The following is a 22013-nucleotide window of genomic DNA, read 5'->3' as shown; positions in this document are numbered from 1 at the left end:
CATGTTATTAGATGCAGAAATAAAAGCACAATTAGCCCAATATCTTCAAATGATGGAAGGCGATGTGCTGCTTAAAGTTAGCGCGGGATCAGATGATGTATCACGAGACATGCTAGCTTTAGTAGATGAATTGGCAGCAATGTCATCACGTATTAAAGTGGAGCATGCCGAATTGGAAAGAACACCTAGTTTCAGCGTCAACCGTATTGGCGAAGATACCGAGGTTACTTTTGCAGGTATCCCTTTAGGTCATGAATTCACTTCATTAGTTCTAGCTCTGCTGCAGGTTAGCGGAAGAGCTCCTAAGGTCGACAAGAAAGTCATCGACCAGATTAGAGCAATTACAGATGAATATCGATTTGAAACCTATGTAAGCCTAAGCTGCCATAATTGTCCTGATGTTGTACAAGCCCTGAACGTGATGAGCATTTTCAATCCTGGCATTTCCCATGTCATGATTGACGGTGCTGCTTTTAAAGGGGAAGTAGAAAGCAAGCAGGTAATGGCGGTGCCAACCGTATTCCTTAATGGCGAGCCATTCGGAAGCGGACGTATGTCTCTTGAAGAAATCCTTGCGAAGTTGGGCTCTGGCCCGGATGCAGCTGAGCTGGATGATAAAGAGCCTTATGATGTTCTTGTTGTTGGAGGGGGGCCAGCTGGTTCTAGCGCAGCCATCTATGCAGCTCGTAAAGGAATCCGAACCGGCATCATTGCGGAACGCTTTGGCGGACAAGTCATGGATACATTAGCCATTGAGAACTTCATCAGTGTGAAGCATACAGAAGGACCAAAGCTCGTTGCAAGTCTTGAGGAGCATGTGAAAGAATATGGTGTTGATATCATGAACCTGCAACGCGCAAAGCGACTTGAGAAAAAAGACATGATTGAGGTCGAACTCGAGAATGGTGCGGTTCTCAAAAGCAAAACGGTTATTATTTCAACTGGTGCCCGCTGGCGGAATGTCAACGTACCAGGAGAGGAAGAATTTAAGAACAAAGGGGTTGCCTACTGTGCACACTGTGATGGTCCTTTGTTCGAAGGAAAAGACGTCGCTGTTATTGGCGGAGGAAACTCCGGTATTGAAGCAGCAATCGACCTTGCCGGGATTGTAAACCACGTAACAGTAATCGAGTTCGCTCCTGAACTGAAGGCGGATGCCGTTTTACAGGAACGTCTGAACAGCCTGCCCAATGTTACAGTTGTGACGAATGCACAAACAACGGAAATTACCGGAGCAGATAAAGTAAACGGAATTTCATATATCGATCGTGCATCAAGTGAAGAACATCACGTTGAACTACAAGGTGTATTCGTCCAGATCGGCCTAGTACCGAACACAGAATGGCTCAAGGACACGCTTGAACGCACTCGCTTCGGTGAGATTGTCGTTGATAAGCATGGTGCCACAAACCTACCTGGCGTTTTCGCTGCAGGCGACTGTACAGACAGTGCATACAAACAAATCATCATTTCAATGGGATCAGGCGCAACCGCAGCATTAGGTGCATTTGATTACCTGATTCGTAACTAACAAAGACCGCTTTGCTGCCAATTGAGCAGCAGGCGGTTTCTTGACAACTTTGACCCCTTCACCCTCCAACCTGTCAAAATAACTAACCCATAGCACTACTAATCTACCAATGAGAAGCAGCTAACCACTTTAATCACTTTTCTACCAAAAACCTTCAATCCTCTAAAAGGGAATCGAAGGTGGGAATCTTACATACTATGAACTTGTTGTTTATCGTTCAACCCGAGTACGTGGGCTGTAGATTCCTGGATCTCGTGGAATAGTTCCGGATTGGCCGCTAAAGATATTCCATAGGAAGGAATCATTTCCATGATTTTGTCTTTCCATTCGAACATTTTTTCCGGGAAGCATTTTTCGAGCACTTCAAGCATGACGTTTACTGCTGTCGATGCACCAGGCGATGCGCCTAGTAAAGCTGCAACGGATCCATCTGAAGCATGGACGACTTCTGTACCGAATTGAAGTGTGCCTTTGCTTGATTCTGTGTCCTTGATGACTTGTACACGTTGACCCGCGACTACCACTCCCCAATCCTCGCTCTTGGCGTTCGGTATGAATTCACGCAATTCTTCCATGCGCTTTTCGTTGGAAAGCATTACTTGTTCAATCAGGTATTTCGTCAAGTCCAGTTCTTTCATTCCTGCGGCAAGCATCGTTACGATGTTATCCGGCTTTACCGAACGAATCAAATCAAGGTTTGAGCCTGTCTTTAAGAACTTAGGAGAGAATCCTGCGAAAGGGCCAAATAACAACGTCTTTTTGTTATCGATGAATCTTGTATCAAGATGCGGCACGGACATCGGTGGCGCCCCAACCTTCGCCTTTCCATATACCTTCGCGTGGTGCCTGTCCACTATTTCAGGGTTGTTACAGACTAAAAATAAGCCGCTTACAGGGAATCCGCCAATCTGCTTGGATTCAGGTATCCCAGTTTTTTGCAGCAACGGCAAGCTTCCTCCCCCACCTCCAATAAAGACAAACTTGGTTTTATGAAATTCCACAGTACCGGTAGTAAGATTTTTGACCTTGACTTCCCATAAGCCATCACTTTCACGTTTGATATCATTCACACTATGCTTATAGTGAATCTCGACATGTTGATCCTCCAAATGCTCAAACAACATCCGCGTTAAAGCACCAAAGTTTACATCGGTACCCGAATCTATTTTTGTTGCCGCAATCGGTTCAGTAGATGTCCGGCCTTCCATGACTAACGGCATCCATTCTTTCAGCTTTTCCGGGTCATCTGAGAACTTCATTCCCTGGAACATAGGAATAGCCGAAAGCGCTTTATATCTTTTTTTCAAAAAGGTTACCTCATTTTCTCCTTCTACTAAACTCATGTGTGGCAGAGGCCTGATAAAACCTTGAGGATTGTGAATGAGATCGCTTTTTACAAGATAAGACCAAAATTGTCTTGAAAGCTGGAATTGTTCATTCACATGAATGGCCTTGGTAATATCGATTGAACCATCCGCTTTTTCAGGTGTATAGTTCAACTCACAGAGGGCTGCATGTCCAGTACCGGCATTATTCCACTCATTGGAGCTCTCTTCGCCTGCTGAAGAAAGTTTTTCGAACACTTTGATTTCCCATTCTGGTGCTAACTGTTTCAGTAACGATCCCAATGTTGCACTCATCACACCAGCACCAATCAAGATCACGTCTGTAGCTTTCTGTATGCTGCTCATTTTATCCATCCTTGCCCCATATATTGGAGTTAGCGCGTCTGATTGAGACACACTTCTTCCGATTTTGTTAAAACCTTAACATAATCTATTAAAAAAATTGGTCAAAGCTATTTACTGATAATTATAAACTATTTTGCCACTGTAAAAAAGTGTGAAGTCATCCTAAAATCCGAACACATACAAAACAGGCCAAACAATAGAAACAATGGCCCGATAAGAGGATGCTATGAAAAATTCTAAGGTTATCACGTTGTACTCGAAAAACAAACTGTTTAGCCATTTCTTCTATCCCTTAATATAAGCATCCCTTTCGTAAACCAATAAGACAAGAAAACTACCCCAATATCAATGAGAAAAATATAAAATTGATGCATTCCTCGCTCCATCTTCACTAAGCCAATAAAGTTTTCAAATGTTGCGAAGCCGAAAGCGAAAACCACACTAAGCAAGACAGAATATAGATAAAAATTCTTATTATGATTCGTACAATATTGATAGACAAGCAAGAAACCAACTGGCAAGGCAGACGCTGTCATACTAAAAGCTTGAGGAAACCAGGGCGAGAGGAAGTAGGTATGGATGAAAAGACCATAATTTGCAAGGACCAGTTCGACATATGTCCATAGGATATGAACCGTATAACCAAAGAAAAAAATCTCGAATATTCTGTTCCGATCAATGAAAAAATACAGCAAAACCAACGGCAGCAGAAGCAAGGCTAAAACTACCCAGAACTGCCAATTTCCGAAACCTGAGTATTGGTGCCAATAGGAAGTGATTAACTGTGTCAATTCATCGTTTTTTTCCGTTATTTGCTTCCAATATTCCTGGTAACTCACTGAAATAACCCCCACCGATTTTTTTCTTTTCATCAGTTTCCGCTAAAGCTAACAATTTTATACCAAACACCAAGATAGAGGGAAAATTAGTCAAACATTGCATAATTTTTACCGAGGATATAAAATCATCAAAATTATCATCTTAAAAGGTTTAAAAATTAAATAGTTTTATTTTAAAACTATTTATGGTAATATACTTTTCGGGAGGTAATTACTATGCTCAAAAAACCAATTGATTATGAAAAAATTGATTATCTGATTTCCCATTTGATTAGAAGTCTTGGAAAGGAAACACAGGAAATTTTTGAGGAAAAAATTACAATTCCTCAATTTATTGTTCTTCAAACCATCTCTAAAGAGAAAAGATGTAATTTAAAAGATATAGTCAACGAACTAGGGACTACGACTGGAGCTGTCTCTTTATTAATTGATAAAATGACTAAATTGGATTATGTCCTCAGAGAGAGAGATACAACCGATAGAAGGCTTATTTGGATAAGTTTTACAAAAAAAGGTGCGGAATTATATGACCAAATCACCCAAAAAAGAAATGAAGTTTTAGAACATTATTTTAGTAAGTGGACAGAAGAAGAAACAAAGACGTTTATGAATTTACTTACAAAAGCGTTCTCGGAGAAAGGGGAATAATACATGAAGTCATTATTTTCAGCGATTGGTAAATGGATTACGGAGAAATCATTCATATCCATTATATTCATAATCTTAATAACAGTAATTATGGTTATCGGAGCAACTAAAATTGAAGTGAAAACAGGTCAAGATATGATGATTCCAGCTGATGATCCTGTTTTCCAAGATAATCTTCGTTTTCAAAACGAATTTGGCGGTGAATCCATTTTTGTATTGTTATCGGGGGACAAAGAAAAGATTCTTTCCTCAATTGATGAAATAAATGGAATACAAACAGAGTTAGCTAATAATCCTTTAATTGATAATGTATTTAGCCCAGCATCGATTGTTGAATTGGCAGTTGATAAAGCACAACAACAGCAAGAAGCATTTCAACAACAGACAAATCAGGCAGTTGATGCAGCAGTCAACCAAGCTATTCAAACAGCAAAAGCACAAGGTGCTTCAGAAGAAATGCAAGCAAAAGTGGCAGAAGAAACAAAATTACAAGTAATGCAACAAATAGAAATCCAATATGGTGCGCAAATGTTGCAAATGGAAAAAATAGGAGAACCATCATTATCAAACGAGACTTTTGTTAAAACCGTTCTTTTTGATGAAAAAGGAAATGTTCAAGAATTGGCTAATAAGCTTTTACCGCAAAATGGACAGCATGCAGTAATGGTTATAAAATTAGCGGGGAATTTATCGATTGATGATATGAACCAAGCTGTTCATGATGTAGAAACTACATTTCAGGACAAAGGCATTAACGGCCTAGAATCCCTTGTATCAGGAACACCCAAATTAACACAAGCCATACAAGATAGCATGACGAAAGATATGGCAGTTATGCTGGGTCTGTCCGTTGTCCTTATGTTCGTAATCTTATTAATTGTATTTCCAGTTAAATGGCGTTTATTAACTTTGCCGATTGTGCTTCTTGGAATTGTTTGGACATTTGGATTAATGGGATATTTAGGTATCCCACTTAGTATGGTAACAATGGCAATCCTCCCAATCTTAATAGGTCTAGGAGCGGACTTTGCTATTCAGTTCCATAACAGATACGACGAAGAATTTACAAAATCAGGCAATGCAAAAGAATCCGTTATTACTTCCATTAAGCATATGGGACCAGCAGTCGGTATAGCCGTCATTACGATGGCAGCAGGATTTATTACCTTATTGGTTTCCAAAGTTCCAATGATTCAAGACTTTGGCAAAATGTTAGCTGTTGGGGTCTTTATTATTTATATTCTTGAATTATTTTTGATGTTTGCCATCTTAAACATTCGTGATCGAAATAAAAGTCAAACTGTTAAAAAACAACATTCAAATAAGATAGAAAAAGCGCTTGGGTGGTTAGCAAAAAAAGTGGTTGCCAACCCACTGATTGTTTTATTGTTAGCAATTGGCTTATCAATTGGTAGTTTTACATTTGAGGATAACCTTCGTGTGGAAACAGATATTGAAAAACTGATGCCACAAGATTCACCCGCCTTAATAGGGTTAAATAAAATTAGGGATACGATAGGTTCAACTATGGAAATGAATTTTATGATTGAATCTGAAGACGTAACGACACCAGAAATGCTTCAATGGATGGAAGAATTCGAAAAAAGTCAGCTGAATAAATACGAAGCCATTGAATCTTCAACAAGCATGGCATCTGCTTTGATGATGATGAATGATGGTCAATTGCCTGATAATAACGATCAAATTAACCAGTTAATTGAATCTCTACCAGAAGCAATGAAATCATCTATGATTACAAAAGATAAAAAAATGGCATCCATTACCTTTAGCGTGAAAAATATGGGAATGGAACAGCAAAAAGAATTAATAGAAGCCATCGAAAATGACATTCAACCACCTGATGGGGTAGAAGTAACTTCAACCGGTATGATGGTTCTTGCAGTGAAAAGCATTAGCACTTTAACAGACAACCGTCACTTCTCCACTTTCTTAGGAATTGGCGCAGTGTTTTTCAGTTTACTTGTCCTTTACCGTCGAATAAAACAAGCGTTATATCCAATTGTCCCTATTGTACTTGTCATTGGTTGGTCTGCAGCAATGATGTATTTCTTAGATGTTGCTATTAACCCCTTAACAGCCGTGCTAAGTGCATTGATATTAGGGATAGGAACCGAATTCACGATCCTTCTCATGGAAAGGTATCAAGAAGAAAGGGAAAAGGGAATAGAATCAAAGGAAGCTATGGTAACGGCTATGACGAAAATTGGACGTGCGATTACAGCATCTGCTTTAACCGTTATTGGTGGATTTAGTACGCTAATCTTTTCTGATTTTATCATGTTAAGAGCGTTTGGAATTACGACCGTATTAGATACAATGTTTTGTTTAATCAGTACACTATTAGTCTTGCCTTCAATAATTATCCTTTTTGAAAACAAATGGGGCACAAAAAAAATAAAAAATGCCCAAACTGAATAAGAAAGTGCAAGTGGTTAGGAGTCTGTCCGACGGAGTGAAATCCACGTATTTCTATTCAAAATGAATGTTTTTAGACAATAAAACGGATGAATAGGAAGCATTATCGCATAATTATACGCTAAAAATTTTTATCGGACAGACTCGCTGTAGCTGGATAACGCGCAAAGAATGTTAGCGATTGTGCTAAAATTATGCATTAGACATAAATCCATAACCAATTCCTAATTTGTCATGATGAATGCAAAGAAGCAGTGCACTAGGTATAAGCTGCACTGCTTCCTTCATTCCCTTTTACTGTATTCATTTAGGGCGGATGTTCTTTTAGCCCTAACTATAAATCGATAGAACAAGTAGATCGCACGAACATATAAATCAATTGCAATGGAAATCCAGACTCCTGCGATTCCCATTTCGAATTGGATTCCCAGTATGTATACTCCTATTACCCTAATAACCCACATTCCAATTGCAGTACTATACATAGGGCTCTTAGTGTCCCCTGCCCCCTGCAAAGCTCCTGCCAATACTAAACCAACCGCCAATGCCGGCTGAGCAAAGGCATCTATTCTTAATGCTGTCACTACCATATCTACAGCGTTTTTATCAGTCGTAAACCAAGTTGCAAACCAAGGTGACAAGAAGAACAATATCGCCCCGATCAATGACATAAATACGACAGCCACCCATGTAGTCAGCATTCCATATTCAAACGCCTCTTTAGACTGTTTAGCCCCTATACTTTGACCTACAAGAGTGGTAGCCGCTATAGCTAATCCATATCCAGGCATATAAGAAAAGGTTTCAATATTTCCCGCAATTGTATGCGCAGCATATGTATCCGCTCCAATTTTTACAATCAGCCCAAAGTAGAGGACCTGCCCCAGCCGCATGATTAATCTTTCGATTGCTGCAGGAGTAGACAGCTTGATGATTGAATGAGCATCTTTTGTTGATCGAGTTCCCATTAAACGAAAGGATACTTGAGACTTTTTTATATAAAAATATAATGCCAGAGTCCCGATTATACGTACAATGACCGTAGCCCATGCTGCACCAGCTACTCCCAGCCCCGTTAACCCAAGAACGCCAAAAATCAAGATATAATCCAACCCAATATGCAAAATGTTAATCCACCAGCTGACCTTCATTGGCGTTTTCGTGTCTCCTGCAGCGCGCAGAATGCTGCCAAATGTAAACATGAGAGCGATAAAAACGGATGAGACTCCAACAATTTTGAAATACGTTACTCCGTCTGCTAGAACCTTGGAATCGGCGCCCATCAGCTGAAGTAATGGTTCACTGAAAAATATGGTGATCAGTCCAAAAAGAAGTCCAAGAATTGCTGAAATAAACGTTGACTGACGGGCAATTGATTTTGCCTTTTCCAGATCCCCTGCCCCAATATTCCTTGCTATCAAAGAAGACGTTCCAACGCCTATCGCCATAAAGATGGCAATATATACTGCTAAAATGGCATTCGCAACACCAACTGAAGTAACTTCGTTTAAGCCTAACTTGGCAACAAACAAGGTGTCTACAAATCCAACAACGGTTTGGAGAATGTTTTCAATCATCGCCGGAATAGCTAAAGCAAGAATGATAAATAATTTTTGCTTTGTTGTTTTATTTTGCTGGATTTCAGCCTCCTGCATTCTTTCATCCCCCCTTATCGAATAAAATCATCAAAATTCGATGTCTATGCCCATGATGATGGCCATTTTGAAGGTTATGCTTAATGCCCACCTTCCAATATAATATCCCCCCAGGTGGGTAATGTCATTTTATTTCTAGTTTAATCGTCACAAACCCTTGCAGATAGAATCATTTTTACTATTCATTCTTTTTCACCGTACAAATGCACTCGAACTAAAAGAAACTTTAGAAAGATTTTACTTGAAAAGGGTTAAAGCTATCCAAACTAGTGTTATCTTCGGACCGGTTTGTCGATCTCGATGTGCTAGGAGTCTGTCCGATATAAATTTTTTAGCGTATAATTACGCGAGAATTCTTCCTATTCATCCGTTGTATTGTATAAAAACATTCATTTTGTATAAAAATACGTGGATTTCACTCTGTCGGACAGACTCTTAGCCGTTGGAGCGGAAGAAAAAGGGGTTCCATAAAGTCTCTATTTGACTTTTGGATGCCCCTTTTTGTTTTTTATCGTTTCGCGATCTGACGTCTTTTGTTCAGGATAGTTGGCAATAAATTCCTTTAGAAAGTTTGGAATTATAGTTGTCAAGCTCCTCAAAATAGTCTTCATCTGCTTCATAGTTGAGTGTTGCAAATAATCATTCTTGATCCGGATTTTTAAAATACAATCCTAAAAAGAACGCTCCCACTATTGTTGTGACAATTCCCCAAATTAAGTTAATGTTCACACCATGAAGTGATTCTAGTTCAGGCTTAGCTATAAGGCCGGTGAGAAAGATAATGATTCCAATAATCGTTAGCACGAGTCCGATATTTACTCTTAAGTCCAAGAAAATTTTCAAGTTTTGCGCCTCCTTTAGAATAACCAAATGTTGATAAGAACCATTACGATCATGGAGATCGCCCCTAATACAGTAGGCTTGCGATACCATGGCAAATGGGCATGGTTTATTTTTTTGCTCATTCCATAGACAAGACCAACAAGTTCTTTTTCCTCTTTTGGTTTAGTAACGAAGCTTACACCCGTCTCGACCACAAATGCAGCAAAGAATGCCCACCATGCTCTCCAAAAGTTTCCGGCAGCAGGACTTGCATAATGATCGGCTGGAAGTCCGTAATAAAGAATGGCAGCGGTGGCAATGCCGGCTGAAAGGCCCCAAAAGCCGCCCCAAGGAGTTGCTTTTTTCCAGAACATCCCCAACAAGAAAATCGCAAACAACGGAGCATTGAAAAAGCCGAATAAAGTCTGCATGTAGTCCATTATACTCGGGAAGCCCATAACGATATAGGCAGTAAAGATACTGATGATAATTCCCGCAACCGTTGAAATGCGTCCCATCAACAGATAGTGTTTGTCAGAAGCGTTTTTATTAAGATACGCTTGATAAATGTCATATGTCCAAATTTGATTGAATGCGGTTACATTACCAGCCATACCTGACATGAACGAAGCTAGCAATGCCGTTATCCCCAATCCTAATAAACCGGGAGGATAATACTTTGCCATTAATAACGGGAGGGCCATATTGTAATCACCCACATCGCTTGCCTGACCTAATGATGGCAAAAGAATAATCGCAGCCATTCCAGGTATGACCGTAAGGATTGGCATGAGCATTTTTGGAAAAGAAGCAAGAATCGATGTGTTTTGAGCTGCAGTCATGTCCTTGGCAGCCATTGCCCTTTGTACAACAAGAAAGTCTGTAGTCCAGTAACCAAAGGAAAGGACGAAACCAAGTCCAAGCACAATCCCTAGCCACTCAACATTCATGCCGTTCCCTGCAGTTGTAGCCGTTCCTTGCCAAGCGTGGCTAAAACCATCCGGAAGACGTGCCAGTAAACTGTTCCAGCCGCCGACGTCTTTTAAAGAAAGAAAGGTAATTGGCAACAGACCAATCCAAATTAAGAAGAACTGAATAACTTCATTATAAATGGAAGAAGTTAATCCACCAATCGCTACATAGACAAGAACAATCACCGCTGATAGTAAAATACTGGTGGTCATCGACCAACCAAGCAATACCTTTAAAATAAGTGCCATTGCATACAAGCTTATCCCTGACATTAGCACGGTCATGACCGCAAAGGAAATGCCATTTAACGCTCGGGTTGCCTCGTTATAGCGAAAATTTAGATATTCCGGAACAGAACGGGCTTTGGAACCATAGTAGAATGGCATCATCCAAACGCCAAGAAAAACCATCGCCGGAACTGCACCAATTAAGTAATAGTGGACGGTCATTATTCCATATTGATAACCGCTGGCAACCATTCCTAACATTTCAAGTGCACCCAGATTTGCTGATAAAAAAGCAAGACTAGTGATCCACCCAGGGATGGAACGGCCAGAGAGGAAGAAATCTGAACCCGTTTTCATTTTATCCTTGAGGGCGACTCCAACTAGAATTACAAAGATAAAATAGACTGCAATGATAACATAATCCACTAATTGTGGATGGAGTATTGCGTCACTCATTGTACCTTCTCCTTTCAAATTATGGTAGATTTATAAATGAATCCGTTTACATATTTTATGGTATCACAATTCCATTCGGCAAAAAGGTCATATCCCTTCACTTCCTTGCTATCCTTCTAGACTCATTTATCTTTGAAAAAAATGCTCGTAGAAGTGAATAGCACTTTTTTGCCTAGAACCGCAAAAAAATCCACCTTATAAAAAGGTGGATAGTTGCTGGCGGTAGTCAGTTGGCGTCATTCCTGTCACTCTTTTGAACACCCTGCTAAAATAGTTCGGGTCCTTATACCCTACTTCATAACAGACTTCCTTCAAGCTTATAGTCATCTCCGCCATCAATTCTTTTGCCTTTTGAATACGAATATCTGTTAGATAATCGGTAAATGTTTTCCCGTTTTCGCTCTTAAAAATTTTACTAAAATAGTACGGACTCAAATTAACATGCTCGGCTGTCTGTTCCATTGATAGATCCTCGCGGTAATGTTCTTGAATAAATTTTCGTGCACGCTCAATGACATCCATTGCCTTATTCCCTTTATGCTGTAAAATAGTGTGAATCATCATTTGAAGTCTCTTTTCAGCTATCTCTTGCAATTCTTGGAAATCGGCTGCGACAATTGTTCCTTCCTCTAGATGGATACCAAACTGACGGAAATAGCGGCTGATGATCGCTAGTAAACCTACAACGGCATCCCTGCAAGATTTCAGATCGCTGTCTGAATCCTGTTTAAGACGATCAAACATCTGGCGGAAACTAGAAATTATTTCGTTTATGTCCATGCTTTTAAAACCGTCCAGCAAGCGGCGCTCCTCCTCGAAGGTAAAACCATCCCAGCTTGGATTCATCAGGATATCCTCATAATGCCGGATGTTAATGTTAATGTTTTTTTCACCAAGAGCATGGATTGCTTCTTGATATGACTGGCGCAAACCTTCGAGCTTGGTTTGGATGGAGCCAATGCCAATGGAAACCTCTAGACGGAACCGATCCTGCATATAGTCGCTTAATTTTTGGGCCAGTTCTATCGCATCAATCCTTAAGGAGTATCCCTGTTTTGTTCGATCAACTGCAGGAAAGAAGACAATTTGATTCCCAATCATCGGGCCGGCAACACAGGAAACATTTGTTTTCATAAAATTTTTCGCTGCTTCATATAGCTTTCTTTTATCCTTGTTCAATGAATTAATCGGAAGGGCAAGCACGAGGCAATAGCCTGTCTCTATTTGAAACTGGGACAGCTCTGCCAGACGCACAAGATTCAACTCCTGCACCTGGTCGACCATTATCATCATTGCCATTTCGCTTTCCACCAGTGGCATTAACTCCGTCAATTTCTCCTGCATCTTCAGGCTTTCTCGCGTCTTTTCCTTTTCCTCATCCAGCTCCTTGGTCAATCTTTGCAAGAGGGAAACCACCTGCTCTCTTTTAGCCGGCTTTAAGATGTATTCCTTGATCCCAATCGGAACCGCTTCCTTGGCATAGGAAAAATAATCATATGCCGTAATCACAACCATCTTTGTTTTTGGATTCATTTCGCGGATTCTTTTTAATGCATCCAAACCCTGAATCCCGGGCATTTTGATATCCATCAGCACAATATCCGGCTGGTTTTCCTCCGCCTGTTCAATCGCTTCTCGTCCATTTTTTGCATGGAAAATTTTATATTGGCCTGGCAGATATTTATTTAAAATGAACTCTAGGCCTTCCCGTTCCAATGCTTCATCATCAGCAATCAAAATACGATTCACCTTAAACAACCCCTTGTTCCTTTATTTTATCAGGCAGGTTAAAAATCACTGTTGTTCCGGTCGGCTGCTCGGCGGCAATATCCACAAGCTTGTCTTTTCCGTAAAATAGGTGGAGACGTTTAAACACATTTTTTGTCCCCAGTCCTGTCGAATGGCCTTTTGAGATCGGAAGAGCATCTTCCTGATCGAAGTTAAGCAGTGCACTTCGTATCTCCTCCGTTATTCCACTCCCATTATCTGAAATTCGAATTTCAATGCTGTCCACCAGTTTTCTTACTGTTAAACGGATGACGGCACCTTGTTCCATCCCTTCGATCCCATGGACAAAGGCATTTTCGATGATTGGCTGCAAGGTCAGGCAAGGGATCAGCTGATCCAAAGCTTCTTCCTCAATTTCGGAAATAAAGCTTACTCGGTCGCGGAACCTCGCTTTTTGGATGATGAAATATTCCTTGGCATGGTTAATTTCCTCCCGCAATGTCACAGGTTGATCAAGCTTTCTAAGATTATATCGGATTAAATTGGAAACAGATACGGTCAAATCGCTAGTTTCTTCTGCCCCTTCTATCATCGCAAGATTAGAAAGAATATTTAAGGTATTAAATAAAAAATGTGGGTTGATTTGGCTCTGCAAGGCTTTCAGTTCCAGCTCCTTAACTACTTTATCTTTTTGAAGACTTTCCAAGTTTTTGGCCATCAGATCGCGAATGTCCTTTAGCATTTGCCGGAAAGTTTCGGCAAGGATGCCAATCTCATTTCTCTCAGGAAAACGCGGAAATTCAATAGCTAAATTCCCCTTGGAAACCTGCCGCGCCGCCTGAACCAGCCGGCTGATAGGATGAGTGATGCTCTCTGACAAGAGGATGGCAAAACCGGCACTAAGCAGAATGGTCACTACAACCATGTACGCTCCTAATCTATTCATTTTTTCCGTTTGGGTTAAGATATCATAGTAGAGTGGCTGGTAAAAGCTTAATTCCAAATCAACAAGATTTTCACCCTCTTCCTGCAGAAATCGAGCTGTTTTTTCTGCTTTGGCATAACGCTGTGTATAAGCTTCCAAGTCCTTTTGTTCAAAAGAACGGATGACTTCCGATTCCTGCTCGATCAATGTTCCAACCGTGTGATAGAAGTCCTCCTTTGCAAGAGCGTTAGCCCCTTTGAAGTTCGCCAAGGCTGGACTTTCTTTTAATTTTTTCAGTTTCCGTTGATGCTGAGTAAACTCCGATAAGGTGGACGGGGTTGGATTAATCAAATAGTGATTAAGGGAACGGAGAGTTTGCTCCGTCTCATCTGTCGCTTGCTTGTAAAGCAAGATACGATCCATCATAATGTTATAATTTTCCTGGACTTGTTTTCCACTTTGAAAAACAAACAAAAAAACGCCGTTTAAAAGGAGGACCAGTGCCGGAATGAAAATGAATAGCTTGGTGCGAATATTCATTTTACATTCCCCCTATTCAAAATATGGATATCTGTGTAACGAGTAGTCGATACTGTTTGATTTTTGAAAAATTGATCGAGCATTTGGATGGAATCATAACCCATTCTATAAGGCTGCTGGACAATTGATGCATCGATTTTTCCCTGTTTGATAGCGAAAATGGTTTCCGGTAAATCATCAAAGCCAAACACTATGATGTGATCTTTCTTGAGCGTTTTAGCAGCCTGAACAATGGCGACGCCGTCCAGTGCGCTTGTTCCAATAAGAACTTGAATCTCCGGATTTTTTTTTAGCATTTTTTCTGCCTGCTGCTCCGCCAGAATTTGCGATATGCTCGAAGATTGTATATCCACTACCTTGATATCGGGATAGTGTTGCACAATCGATAAAAAGCCCTGTAATCTGAGTTTGTGATTTTCTGCCGTATTGCTGCCGATTATCACGCCAACCTGCCCTTTTCCCTTTAGAGCTTTAACAACTAACTCCCCAAGTTTTTCTCCGGAGGCAAAGTTGTCCGTTCCTACATAGGCTAACCGTCGCGTACCAGGTGCATCGGTGTCTACAGTAATAACCGGAATTCCCTGGGCCATTGCCTCATCCATCAGGGAGGCAAACTCCTCTCCCACTGTTCCTTGGACCATGATGGCATCCGCTTTTGCGGCAATAGCTTTATGAAAATAATCCAGTTGTTCGTTTGGATTAATATGAGCAGGCCCGATATATTCCAGGTTCATGTTGAATTTTTCGGCTGCATCTACTGCCCCCTGCTCTATGGTTTTCCAATAAGGATTGTCAAGCTCCTGTGTAATGAGAATAACATGGGGGCCAGACGCAGACTCAAACTGGTTTGTTTTTTTAACGGAGCTTTGAATCTTAGCGGAGGCGAATAATAGTTGAATGAAAAGATAGATAAATATGAGGAGCAGGATTACAAGCCCCACATGCCATTTTTTTATAGTCAAACTAACTCCCTCCTTTGAATCGTTGATGAACGATGATAGCTGCATACACTATTCTTCATGATAACTTAATCATACTATTTTGAGTACTGGCTAAGGTGATTCTTCTAGAAACTCCAGCACCCCAACCATTCCGAATAGGTAACTATTAGTCTTAAATTGACATCAACCAAAAAAGACAGCTAATTAGCTGTCTCTTTTGTTGATTCTATAGTTTGAAATACTTTATTGCCTTTTTTAAATCGGAAATTTCGTCGTTTAACGATAAGGCTGACTGTGATACGACTTGAATTGCGTTTTGCTGCTCTTCCACTGATGCAGTGACCTCTTCCGTAGAAGCGGCAGTTTGCTGGCTAATCGCTGCTATTTGCTCGATCGAAGTTGTAAATTGCTCTTTAGCCGAAGTAAGATCTTTCATTTCGTCATTAACTTCCTCGATTGCCTGATTAATTTTATCTATTGAGTTAGCAATCATTTTAAATGCAGCTTCGGTACCTTTTACGGCATCATTTTGTTCACTGACTATCTCAGCTGTCTTTTCCATTTCTTTGTTAACAATACTTGTTTCATTTTTAATGCCTGCTAATGTTAGCCTGACATTTTCTGTTGCAGATGATGTTTGTTCCGCCAGTTTTCTTACTTCTTCGGCTACGACCGCAAATCCTTTCCCGTGTTCACCAGCTCGAGCAGCTTCAATACTTGCGTTTAAAGCTAGTAAATTGGTTTGAGCTGAAATTTCATTGATCGTTCCAAGAATCGTTTCGATGTCTTTTACTTTATTTAAAAGTCCGGTAATGACTTCTTGAACTCCAAAAATTAGCACATGACTTTGCTGAGAAGTCGATTTTAATTGTTCTACAGATGCCAGACCAGTTGTATTTGAGTTTTGAGCGTCCTTTGAAGCAAATAACATATGATTGTTTTTTGTATTTAAGTTTTCAATTTGTGAGGCTAATGATAAGGTAATTTGGTTTGTTTCTTCTGTCTCGGATGCTTGTTGAATCGACCCTCTAGAAATTTCTTCGATGGCCCGTCCGATTTCTTCCCCTGATGCAGTTGTCTCTTCAGAAATGGCACTCAGGTTATCAGAGGTTAGACTGATTTCGGATATGGATTGTTCTACCTTTCCGATCAATCCCTTCAGGCTAGTGATCATCAGGGAGAATCCCGTCACAAGTGAACCGATCTCATCCTTCCGTTTCATCTCCTTTATTTCTATAGAAAGATTGCCCTCTGCCACCTCGTTCACCTGATTTGTAATGGCAATGATTGGATCTGCAAGATGCTTGGAAAATAAATAGGTGATGATGCTGCCAATGAGTAAAGCAACACCAAGGGTAATTGCCAGCAATGTAAGAAGGCGGGTTGCCCCAGCATTAAAATCCTTCTTATAAGTGCCGGCACTGACAATCCAACCCCAATTAGGTTCCAGCTCACTGTATGTTATTTTCTCCGCTACTTTATCTGGGTCATTAGGCAGAGCCCATTTGTATGAATAAAATCCGCCTCCTGCTTTTCCCACTTTAATTTGTTCCTGTACAATAAGGTTTCCATCAACGTCCTTTGTTTCCCAGACATTTTCCCCTTCAATTGTAGGGTGTGCAACTTCAAGGCCTTGTTCATCGTAGACAAGGAAATATCCGTTTTCACCTATGTCTATCGGAGTGTGAATTTCCCTTTTCCCATCTCCAATTTTAGGTCCGATTAAATACGTTTTTACTCTCTCTTGAGCCTCTTCTATCGAAACATTCCCTGCTTTTACTTCTTGATCGAGTGAATCAATCATTTGAATGGCCATCTCAACACCGTTTTTTAAATTCGTTTGCCCAAGTTCATTAAGACTATTTTTGGCAGTAACATACCCAACCGTTCCTATAATGAGACTAGGAATAGCTAGCAATAACAAAGACATACTGATTAACTTTCCTTTTAGCGATTTCACCTTGCTGATTCTCCTTTGAAGAAAATTATTCGACCGATTGATAATAAATATATCGGCTGAATAACTTAAAACGTTTACAAGACAAACGGAAATACGGAAAACTATTTTAGTTGCGGTTTTTCCAATGGAGAATTCTTCATCCAATAGTTAATCTCTCGAGTCAACAAGTGGAACCATAATAGAAAAATTCATTTTATCATCCTGATCAATCAAATGACCCATATGGTTTTCAATAAACACAAAATACCCGTTTTGCCCCGATCTTTTTGTCCAAAGTTCAATGGATTTTTCAATTCTTAACAAGCATTTAATGAATGTACCAAAATATTCTCGAGACTCAAAATTAGGGTTTTTTTCCATTAGTATTTCGTAAAGTTCGTTATTGGTATAGGGATCAAAGCTCATTAGAAGTCCATATAAAAAAGACTGATTTTCCGGAGTCACATGATGACTGAAATCGTACTCTACTTGTTTGAGATAAGCGTCAATCGTTAGTAATGCCATTCGAATAGCAGTTAATGCATGCCAACCTGTTCGACTGGGATCTTGGCGATGAAGTTTCAGCAAATTCCCTTCCATTGAAGAAAGTGTATATGCATATTGATCTTCATGGCCCTTTGGAATCCTTCCGAAATCTTTAGCCATCCTAGTTGAAATTCTGTCTAAGTTATAAGAGTCAATCACTATTTTCTTCATCTTCCTATCACCCCGTAAATGTAATTATCTGATTTTAGCTTCAAAATCGTCCCATCTATTATAACTTCACCTATGATCCTAGTCACCCAGAATCTTTTCGATAGATGTCATTAAATGAGCGTTGCCCCCAAAAGGTTAGGTTCGTTGCGTGATACTTTATAGTAATTTTTGAAGGGAGCGAAACAAGATGAAAGTGAAGGAAGTTGCCGATCTAGTGGGTATTAGTGTGCGCACACTACATCATTATGATGAAATTGGATTATTAATCCCAAAGGAAACCACTGAGGCTGGCTATCGGGTATATTCTGACGAGAATCTTGAGACCCTGCAGCAAATCTTATTTTTCAAAGAGCTTGGCTTCCCTTTAAAGAAAATCAAAGAAATTATTGATAGCCCATCTTTTGACCGGCAAGAAGCCCTGGAACTGCAGCATAAAATGCTTCTCGAAAAAAAGAGCCGGCTCGATAAGATGATTGGGACTATCGAAAAAACCATTCAACAGTCGAAAGGAGAAATTCAAATGTCTAATCAAGAAAAATTCGAAGGCTTTGATTTCAGCCACAATCCATATGAACAAGAAGCAAGAAAAAAATGGGGAGATAAAGCAGTGGATGAAGCAAATGAAAACGCAAAAAACATGACTGCCTCCGACCAGGAAAAATTCAATGAAATCTATCGTAACCTCGCCTCTCTTCGCCATCTCTCACCTGATTCCAAAGAGGCTCAAGAAGAGATTCATGAGTGGTATCAGTTCTTAAACAAAATCGGGAACTACTCTCTTGAGGCTTTCAAAGGGTTGGGGCAAATGTATGTAGATGACGAGCGATTCACGAAAAACATTGATCAATTTGGTGACGGCTTAGCGGCGTTCATGCGCGATGCAATGGCAGTCTATGCAGACACACAAAAATAAGGGGAAATAAACAAGGAGAGGTCGATCCTCTCCTTGTTTATGGACTAAACGATTATTTGCACAATCGGTTCCTCTCACCTACTCACTGGGCTATCGACTTACATGTTCCATGACGGGAGTATTCTGTCTGAGAATGATAAATGTCAACGCGACCCTCCTTGTGGTTATATGTTCTCTATACTAATCGAAAGAATCTGAATCTTATTGAGAAAAAATGGGGAAATTGGTATATGGAAGTAAAGAGCTTCACCTTAGAAGTCGGTGCGATGAACTATGGTTTCCATTTAGACGATATTATTGGCTTGGAATTATTACAGGAAATGAAAGCGATTATTAACATGGGTATGCTTACATTAGATAGGAATAAGTAACAGAAAGAATTAGAAAATAAACTCTATTCTTGCCAGTACCTCGTCTGATTATTATTTTTAATAATGTCCCCATTATGTCCCTATTTGGATTACAGTCGAATTGTATATGATTCAAGGAGTTGCGTTTATTCATGTTTTCTACATCTTCCTAGGACTTCTAATTCAATCCATTACCCTTCTCCCATCTGTTAAAGAGCACTACTCTAACATTCAATAGTTTTTGGACTGTAGCCATCTCTCTCATCCTATTCAGCATCAAATCTGTTCAAAAAAATGCAAGTATTTTATTCAATAGCAACGGTCTTTGAGTTATTGCAAATTAACTGAGTCATTTGAAAGGGTATTTCTTTTCTATTATGTTCGAAAGCCCAATGTTAGCAGCAAATACAACCAAATAAACCATAAATGATAAAGACAATTTCCACCCAGTATAAGTAAAAACATGAAATTTCACTGAAATCCATTCTAAAGCAATTGCAACCCCTGCGCAAAAAATAATATAAACGAGAAGATTTAAACTCTTTGGTTTGTATTGTTGATAGAAGTTTACTACAAAGTAAGGAATTGAAGGATATGTGAAAAAATGCAAAAATATATCAAATAGCTCGTGCTTTTCATGATCAATCGTAAAGTAAAAATCATTTGGTTTAATACCAATAGTAATATCAGCTAACAAAGCTAGATATATATTAAATGTCCAAATAACATGGATGGTAACAACTGATAAACGTCTAGGTAATAGAAACAAAAGAACCAATGTCAGCAATGAGGATATGATGATAAATATTTCATTTGCATCAAATCTCTCAGGTAGGGGTAGAATCATACGTATTCACCCTTTTTGTCACTATAAATACGTTTTTCTAAATAGAAGGAGTAGATAGCCAATAATAAGATAATTACAAAGTATCTTATATATCCATAAAAAATATTCCAATGTACCCATTCCAAATAGTTAATATGTACAAAATAGATTTCAATGGAAACAAGTGCTGTTTGGAAGATGAAGAGATAAATAAGTTTCCTAAAAATAGTTCTCTTAGAGAACAAAATATAAATAGACCATAAAAGCAATGCTGGCTTGAGAGACAGCTCAGGAATTTTTTGTGTCCAAAAAATTAATTGACTTGATGGATCTTGCTTTGTTAATTCTAAATTCAAATTAATGATGATACCTGTATTTGTAATTAGAATATTAGACAAAAAATAACTGGCCAAGACGTAAGCCACACTCCTTTTCTTCATCAATACGTACAAAGAAGCAAAGGATAAAATCGCTAAAAATATAAAGAGCCACACTGTTGTCAAAGTACTCACCATCTTAACTTTTCAATACAGTTATTTTTTACACAAAGCATGGAAAATACACGTTTACTCCAAATATTACTGGTTGGATAGGGTAAACCTGTCCACCTGACTTCTTTTTCAAGAAGAATTCTGGATATGGTTCTTTCAACAAGCACTGCTTATGGGCAGTACAATCCTAGTCTCTCTTTTAATCCTTCTAATAGATGAAATCTGCATCAGCAAATGCTGCTTCTGGATCTGTTGTTGCCGTTACCTTTACGTTATCATCGAATTCGCCAACAACCTTTTCTGTAAAAGGCAAGAGTTGCCTCTTACCCTCCAACACTTGCTACGAGTGAATGGCTAATTCTTTCTCATGGGAATCTCACCCACTATATGTTGCAACCTAGGCTCGGTCGCTCTGACAGCCACCGTTTTCATATGCCGCTTTCAGTTCAACCTGTTTTTTATTTGGATAGATACGGAATTTATTGTCTCTGTTGACTAACATGGTTCTTCCACCTCCCTTGGCGAGAATATATGTTCCTATCATTTCGCAGGTGGAAGGTTTTGGCTATCGCCAACCGACATTCATCTCCCACTTACTCACTGGGCTATCGCCTTACATGTTCCTTGAGGTGGGAGTCTTCTGTCGGAGAATGGTAAATGTACAAAAAACTTACTGTAAATGATAAAAATATTATTAAAGTATTCGGAGGTGACTTAAATGAAATGGGAAGACGTGTGCCAAGCGTTTCCGGAACAATGGGTATTAATTGAGGCAGTACAAGCTTATACAAATGAGCAAAGTGAACGAATTTTGGAAGAAGTTACTCCTTTGAAAAAGTTTACAACATCTCCTGAAGCAATGAGAGCGTATCAAGAAATTCACCGTGAGGACCCTACTCGTGAGTTATATGTTCTCCATACTAATCGAGAGAACCCGAATATTATTGAGAAAAAATGGGTAGGTGTAAGGAAATAATGAAGAAGTTATTTGTGGATAATGGATTACTCCTTACAGACATGGAGTTAACATTTAGGGGTGAACAACTCATTTTACAACGGGTTTTAGTTGATACAGGTCGATTATTTCGACTGATTTAGCCGAGAAAATTGGCATCATTGCTGAAGAAAACGATATGATTTATCGTATCAGTGGGGTCGGAGGTTCAGAATTTGTTTTCTCTAAAACGGTTAATTCAATTAAAATTGGTAATATGGAAGTACAGAGCTTTACCTTAGAAGTCGGTGCGATGAACTATGATTTCAATTTAGACGGTATTATCGGCTTGGATTTATTACAGGAAATAAAAGCGATTATTAACATAGATATGCTTACATTAGATATGAATTGTTAATGACGTTTTATAAT

At 39.4% G+C, this 22013-nt stretch carries 18 protein-coding genes; 7 read left to right on the top strand and 11 right to left on the bottom strand.

Annotated features, from left to right (window positions below):
- Nucleotide 1 precedes the first annotated feature (1 nt).
- Nucleotides 2–1531, top strand: coding sequence for an alkyl hydroperoxide reductase subunit F (gene ahpF, locus UB32_RS09840; protein ID WP_044393350.1), 1530 nt, complete (start codon nucleotides 2–4; stop codon nucleotides 1529–1531).
- 188 nt (nucleotides 1532–1719) lie between these two features.
- On the opposite strand, the gene UB32_RS09835 is transcribed toward ahpF, so the two are convergent.
- Both UB32_RS09835 and UB32_RS09830 read right to left on the bottom strand, forming a co-directional pair.
- Complete coding sequence (locus UB32_RS09835) at nucleotides 1720–3222, bottom strand: malate:quinone oxidoreductase (protein WP_044393348.1); 1503 nt, start codon at nucleotides 3220–3222, stop codon at nucleotides 1720–1722.
- 272 nt (nucleotides 3223–3494) lie between these two features.
- Complete coding sequence (locus UB32_RS09830; protein WP_044393346.1) at nucleotides 3495–4061, bottom strand: hypothetical protein; 567 nt, start codon at nucleotides 4059–4061, stop codon at nucleotides 3495–3497.
- A gap of 216 nt (nucleotides 4062–4277) precedes the next feature.
- On the opposite strand from UB32_RS09830, the gene UB32_RS09825 reads away from it, so the two are divergent.
- Both UB32_RS09825 and UB32_RS09820 read left to right on the top strand, forming a co-directional pair.
- Entirely contained in the window at nucleotides 4278–4709 is a 432-nt protein-coding gene (locus UB32_RS09825; protein WP_044393344.1) for a MarR family winged helix-turn-helix transcriptional regulator, read from the top strand.
- Between the two features lie 3 nt (nucleotides 4710–4712).
- The gene (locus UB32_RS09820; RefSeq protein WP_044393342.1) at nucleotides 4713–7148 is read left to right on the top strand and encodes an efflux RND transporter permease subunit; all 2436 of its coding nucleotides are present in this window, start codon (nucleotides 4713–4715) and stop codon (nucleotides 7146–7148) included.
- Between the two features lie 281 nt (nucleotides 7149–7429).
- Here the strand turns inward: UB32_RS09820 and UB32_RS09815 are convergent, their stop codons facing one another.
- The 8 genes from UB32_RS09815 to UB32_RS09780 form a co-directional block, all read right to left on the bottom strand.
- Nucleotides 7430–8800 carry an MATE family efflux transporter gene (locus UB32_RS09815; protein WP_044393340.1) on the bottom strand — a complete coding sequence of 457 codons (1371 nt, stop codon included), beginning with the start codon at nucleotides 8798–8800 and terminating at the stop codon, nucleotides 7430–7432.
- A 639-nt stretch (nucleotides 8801–9439) separates the two neighbouring features.
- The gene (locus tag UB32_RS09810; protein ID WP_044393339.1) at nucleotides 9440–9643 is read right to left on the bottom strand and encodes a hypothetical protein; all 204 of its coding nucleotides are present in this window, start codon (nucleotides 9641–9643) and stop codon (nucleotides 9440–9442) included.
- 14 nt (nucleotides 9644–9657) lie between these two features.
- Nucleotides 9658–11277 (bottom strand): sodium:solute symporter family protein, encoded by a 1620-nt coding sequence (locus UB32_RS09805; protein ID WP_044393338.1) that lies wholly within the window; start codon nucleotides 11275–11277, stop codon nucleotides 9658–9660.
- A gap of 195 nt (nucleotides 11278–11472) precedes the next feature.
- A complete protein-coding gene (locus tag UB32_RS09800; RefSeq protein ID WP_044393337.1) occupies nucleotides 11473–13026 on the bottom strand; it encodes a response regulator in 1554 nt (517 codons plus the stop codon).
- 1 nt (nucleotide 13027) lies between these two features.
- Entirely contained in the window at nucleotides 13028–14470 is a 1443-nt protein-coding gene (locus UB32_RS09795; protein ID WP_044393335.1) for a sensor histidine kinase, read from the bottom strand.
- On the bottom strand, nucleotides 14467–15432 hold the full coding sequence (locus UB32_RS09790) for an ABC transporter substrate binding protein (protein WP_052807002.1): 966 nt from the start codon (nucleotides 15430–15432) through the stop codon (nucleotides 14467–14469). The genes UB32_RS09795 and UB32_RS09790 overlap by 4 nt, the downstream gene beginning before the upstream one ends.
- 205 nt (nucleotides 15433–15637) lie before the next feature.
- Nucleotides 15638–17371: a methyl-accepting chemotaxis protein gene (locus UB32_RS09785; protein ID WP_241768471.1), complete on the bottom strand. Its 1734-nt coding sequence runs from the start codon at nucleotides 17369–17371 to the stop codon at nucleotides 15638–15640.
- Nucleotides 17372–17518: 147 nt separating this feature from the next.
- The gene (locus UB32_RS09780; protein WP_044393332.1) at nucleotides 17519–18067 is read right to left on the bottom strand and encodes a hypothetical protein; all 549 of its coding nucleotides are present in this window, start codon (nucleotides 18065–18067) and stop codon (nucleotides 17519–17521) included.
- Between the two features lie 187 nt (nucleotides 18068–18254).
- On the opposite strand from UB32_RS09780, the gene UB32_RS09775 reads away from it, so the two are divergent.
- Together UB32_RS09775 and UB32_RS20020 are read left to right on the top strand one after the other, a co-directional pair.
- The gene (locus UB32_RS09775) at nucleotides 18255–18980 is read left to right on the top strand and encodes a MerR family transcriptional regulator (RefSeq protein WP_044393331.1); all 726 of its coding nucleotides are present in this window, start codon (nucleotides 18255–18257) and stop codon (nucleotides 18978–18980) included.
- A gap of 230 nt (nucleotides 18981–19210) precedes the next feature.
- Nucleotides 19211–19351 carry a hypothetical protein gene (locus UB32_RS20020; protein WP_157841622.1) on the top strand — a complete coding sequence of 47 codons (141 nt, stop codon included), beginning with the start codon at nucleotides 19211–19213 and terminating at the stop codon, nucleotides 19349–19351.
- A 328-nt stretch (nucleotides 19352–19679) separates the two neighbouring features.
- On the opposite strand, the gene UB32_RS09770 is transcribed toward UB32_RS20020, so the two are convergent.
- The gene (locus tag UB32_RS09770) at nucleotides 19680–20177 is read right to left on the bottom strand and encodes a hypothetical protein (RefSeq protein WP_044393330.1); all 498 of its coding nucleotides are present in this window, start codon (nucleotides 20175–20177) and stop codon (nucleotides 19680–19682) included.
- A 1188-nt stretch (nucleotides 20178–21365) separates the two neighbouring features.
- On the opposite strand from UB32_RS09770, the gene UB32_RS09760 reads away from it, so the two are divergent.
- Together UB32_RS09760 and UB32_RS09755 are read left to right on the top strand one after the other, a co-directional pair.
- Nucleotides 21366–21623, top strand: coding sequence for a hypothetical protein (locus tag UB32_RS09760; protein ID WP_044393328.1), 258 nt, complete (start codon nucleotides 21366–21368; stop codon nucleotides 21621–21623).
- Between the two features lie 103 nt (nucleotides 21624–21726).
- Nucleotides 21727–21999 (top strand): aspartyl protease family protein, encoded by a 273-nt coding sequence (locus UB32_RS09755; protein ID WP_084221790.1) that lies wholly within the window; start codon nucleotides 21727–21729, stop codon nucleotides 21997–21999.
- The last annotated feature ends 14 nt before the right edge of the window (nucleotides 22000–22013 follow it).

Source organism: Mesobacillus subterraneus (genome assembly GCF_000934845.1).
Classification (GTDB): domain Bacteria; phylum Bacillota; class Bacilli; order Bacillales; family Cytobacillaceae; genus Mesobacillus; species Mesobacillus stamsii.
The sequence above is the reverse complement of the archived record's forward strand: the minus strand, read 5'-3'. Positions and strand labels throughout refer to the sequence as shown.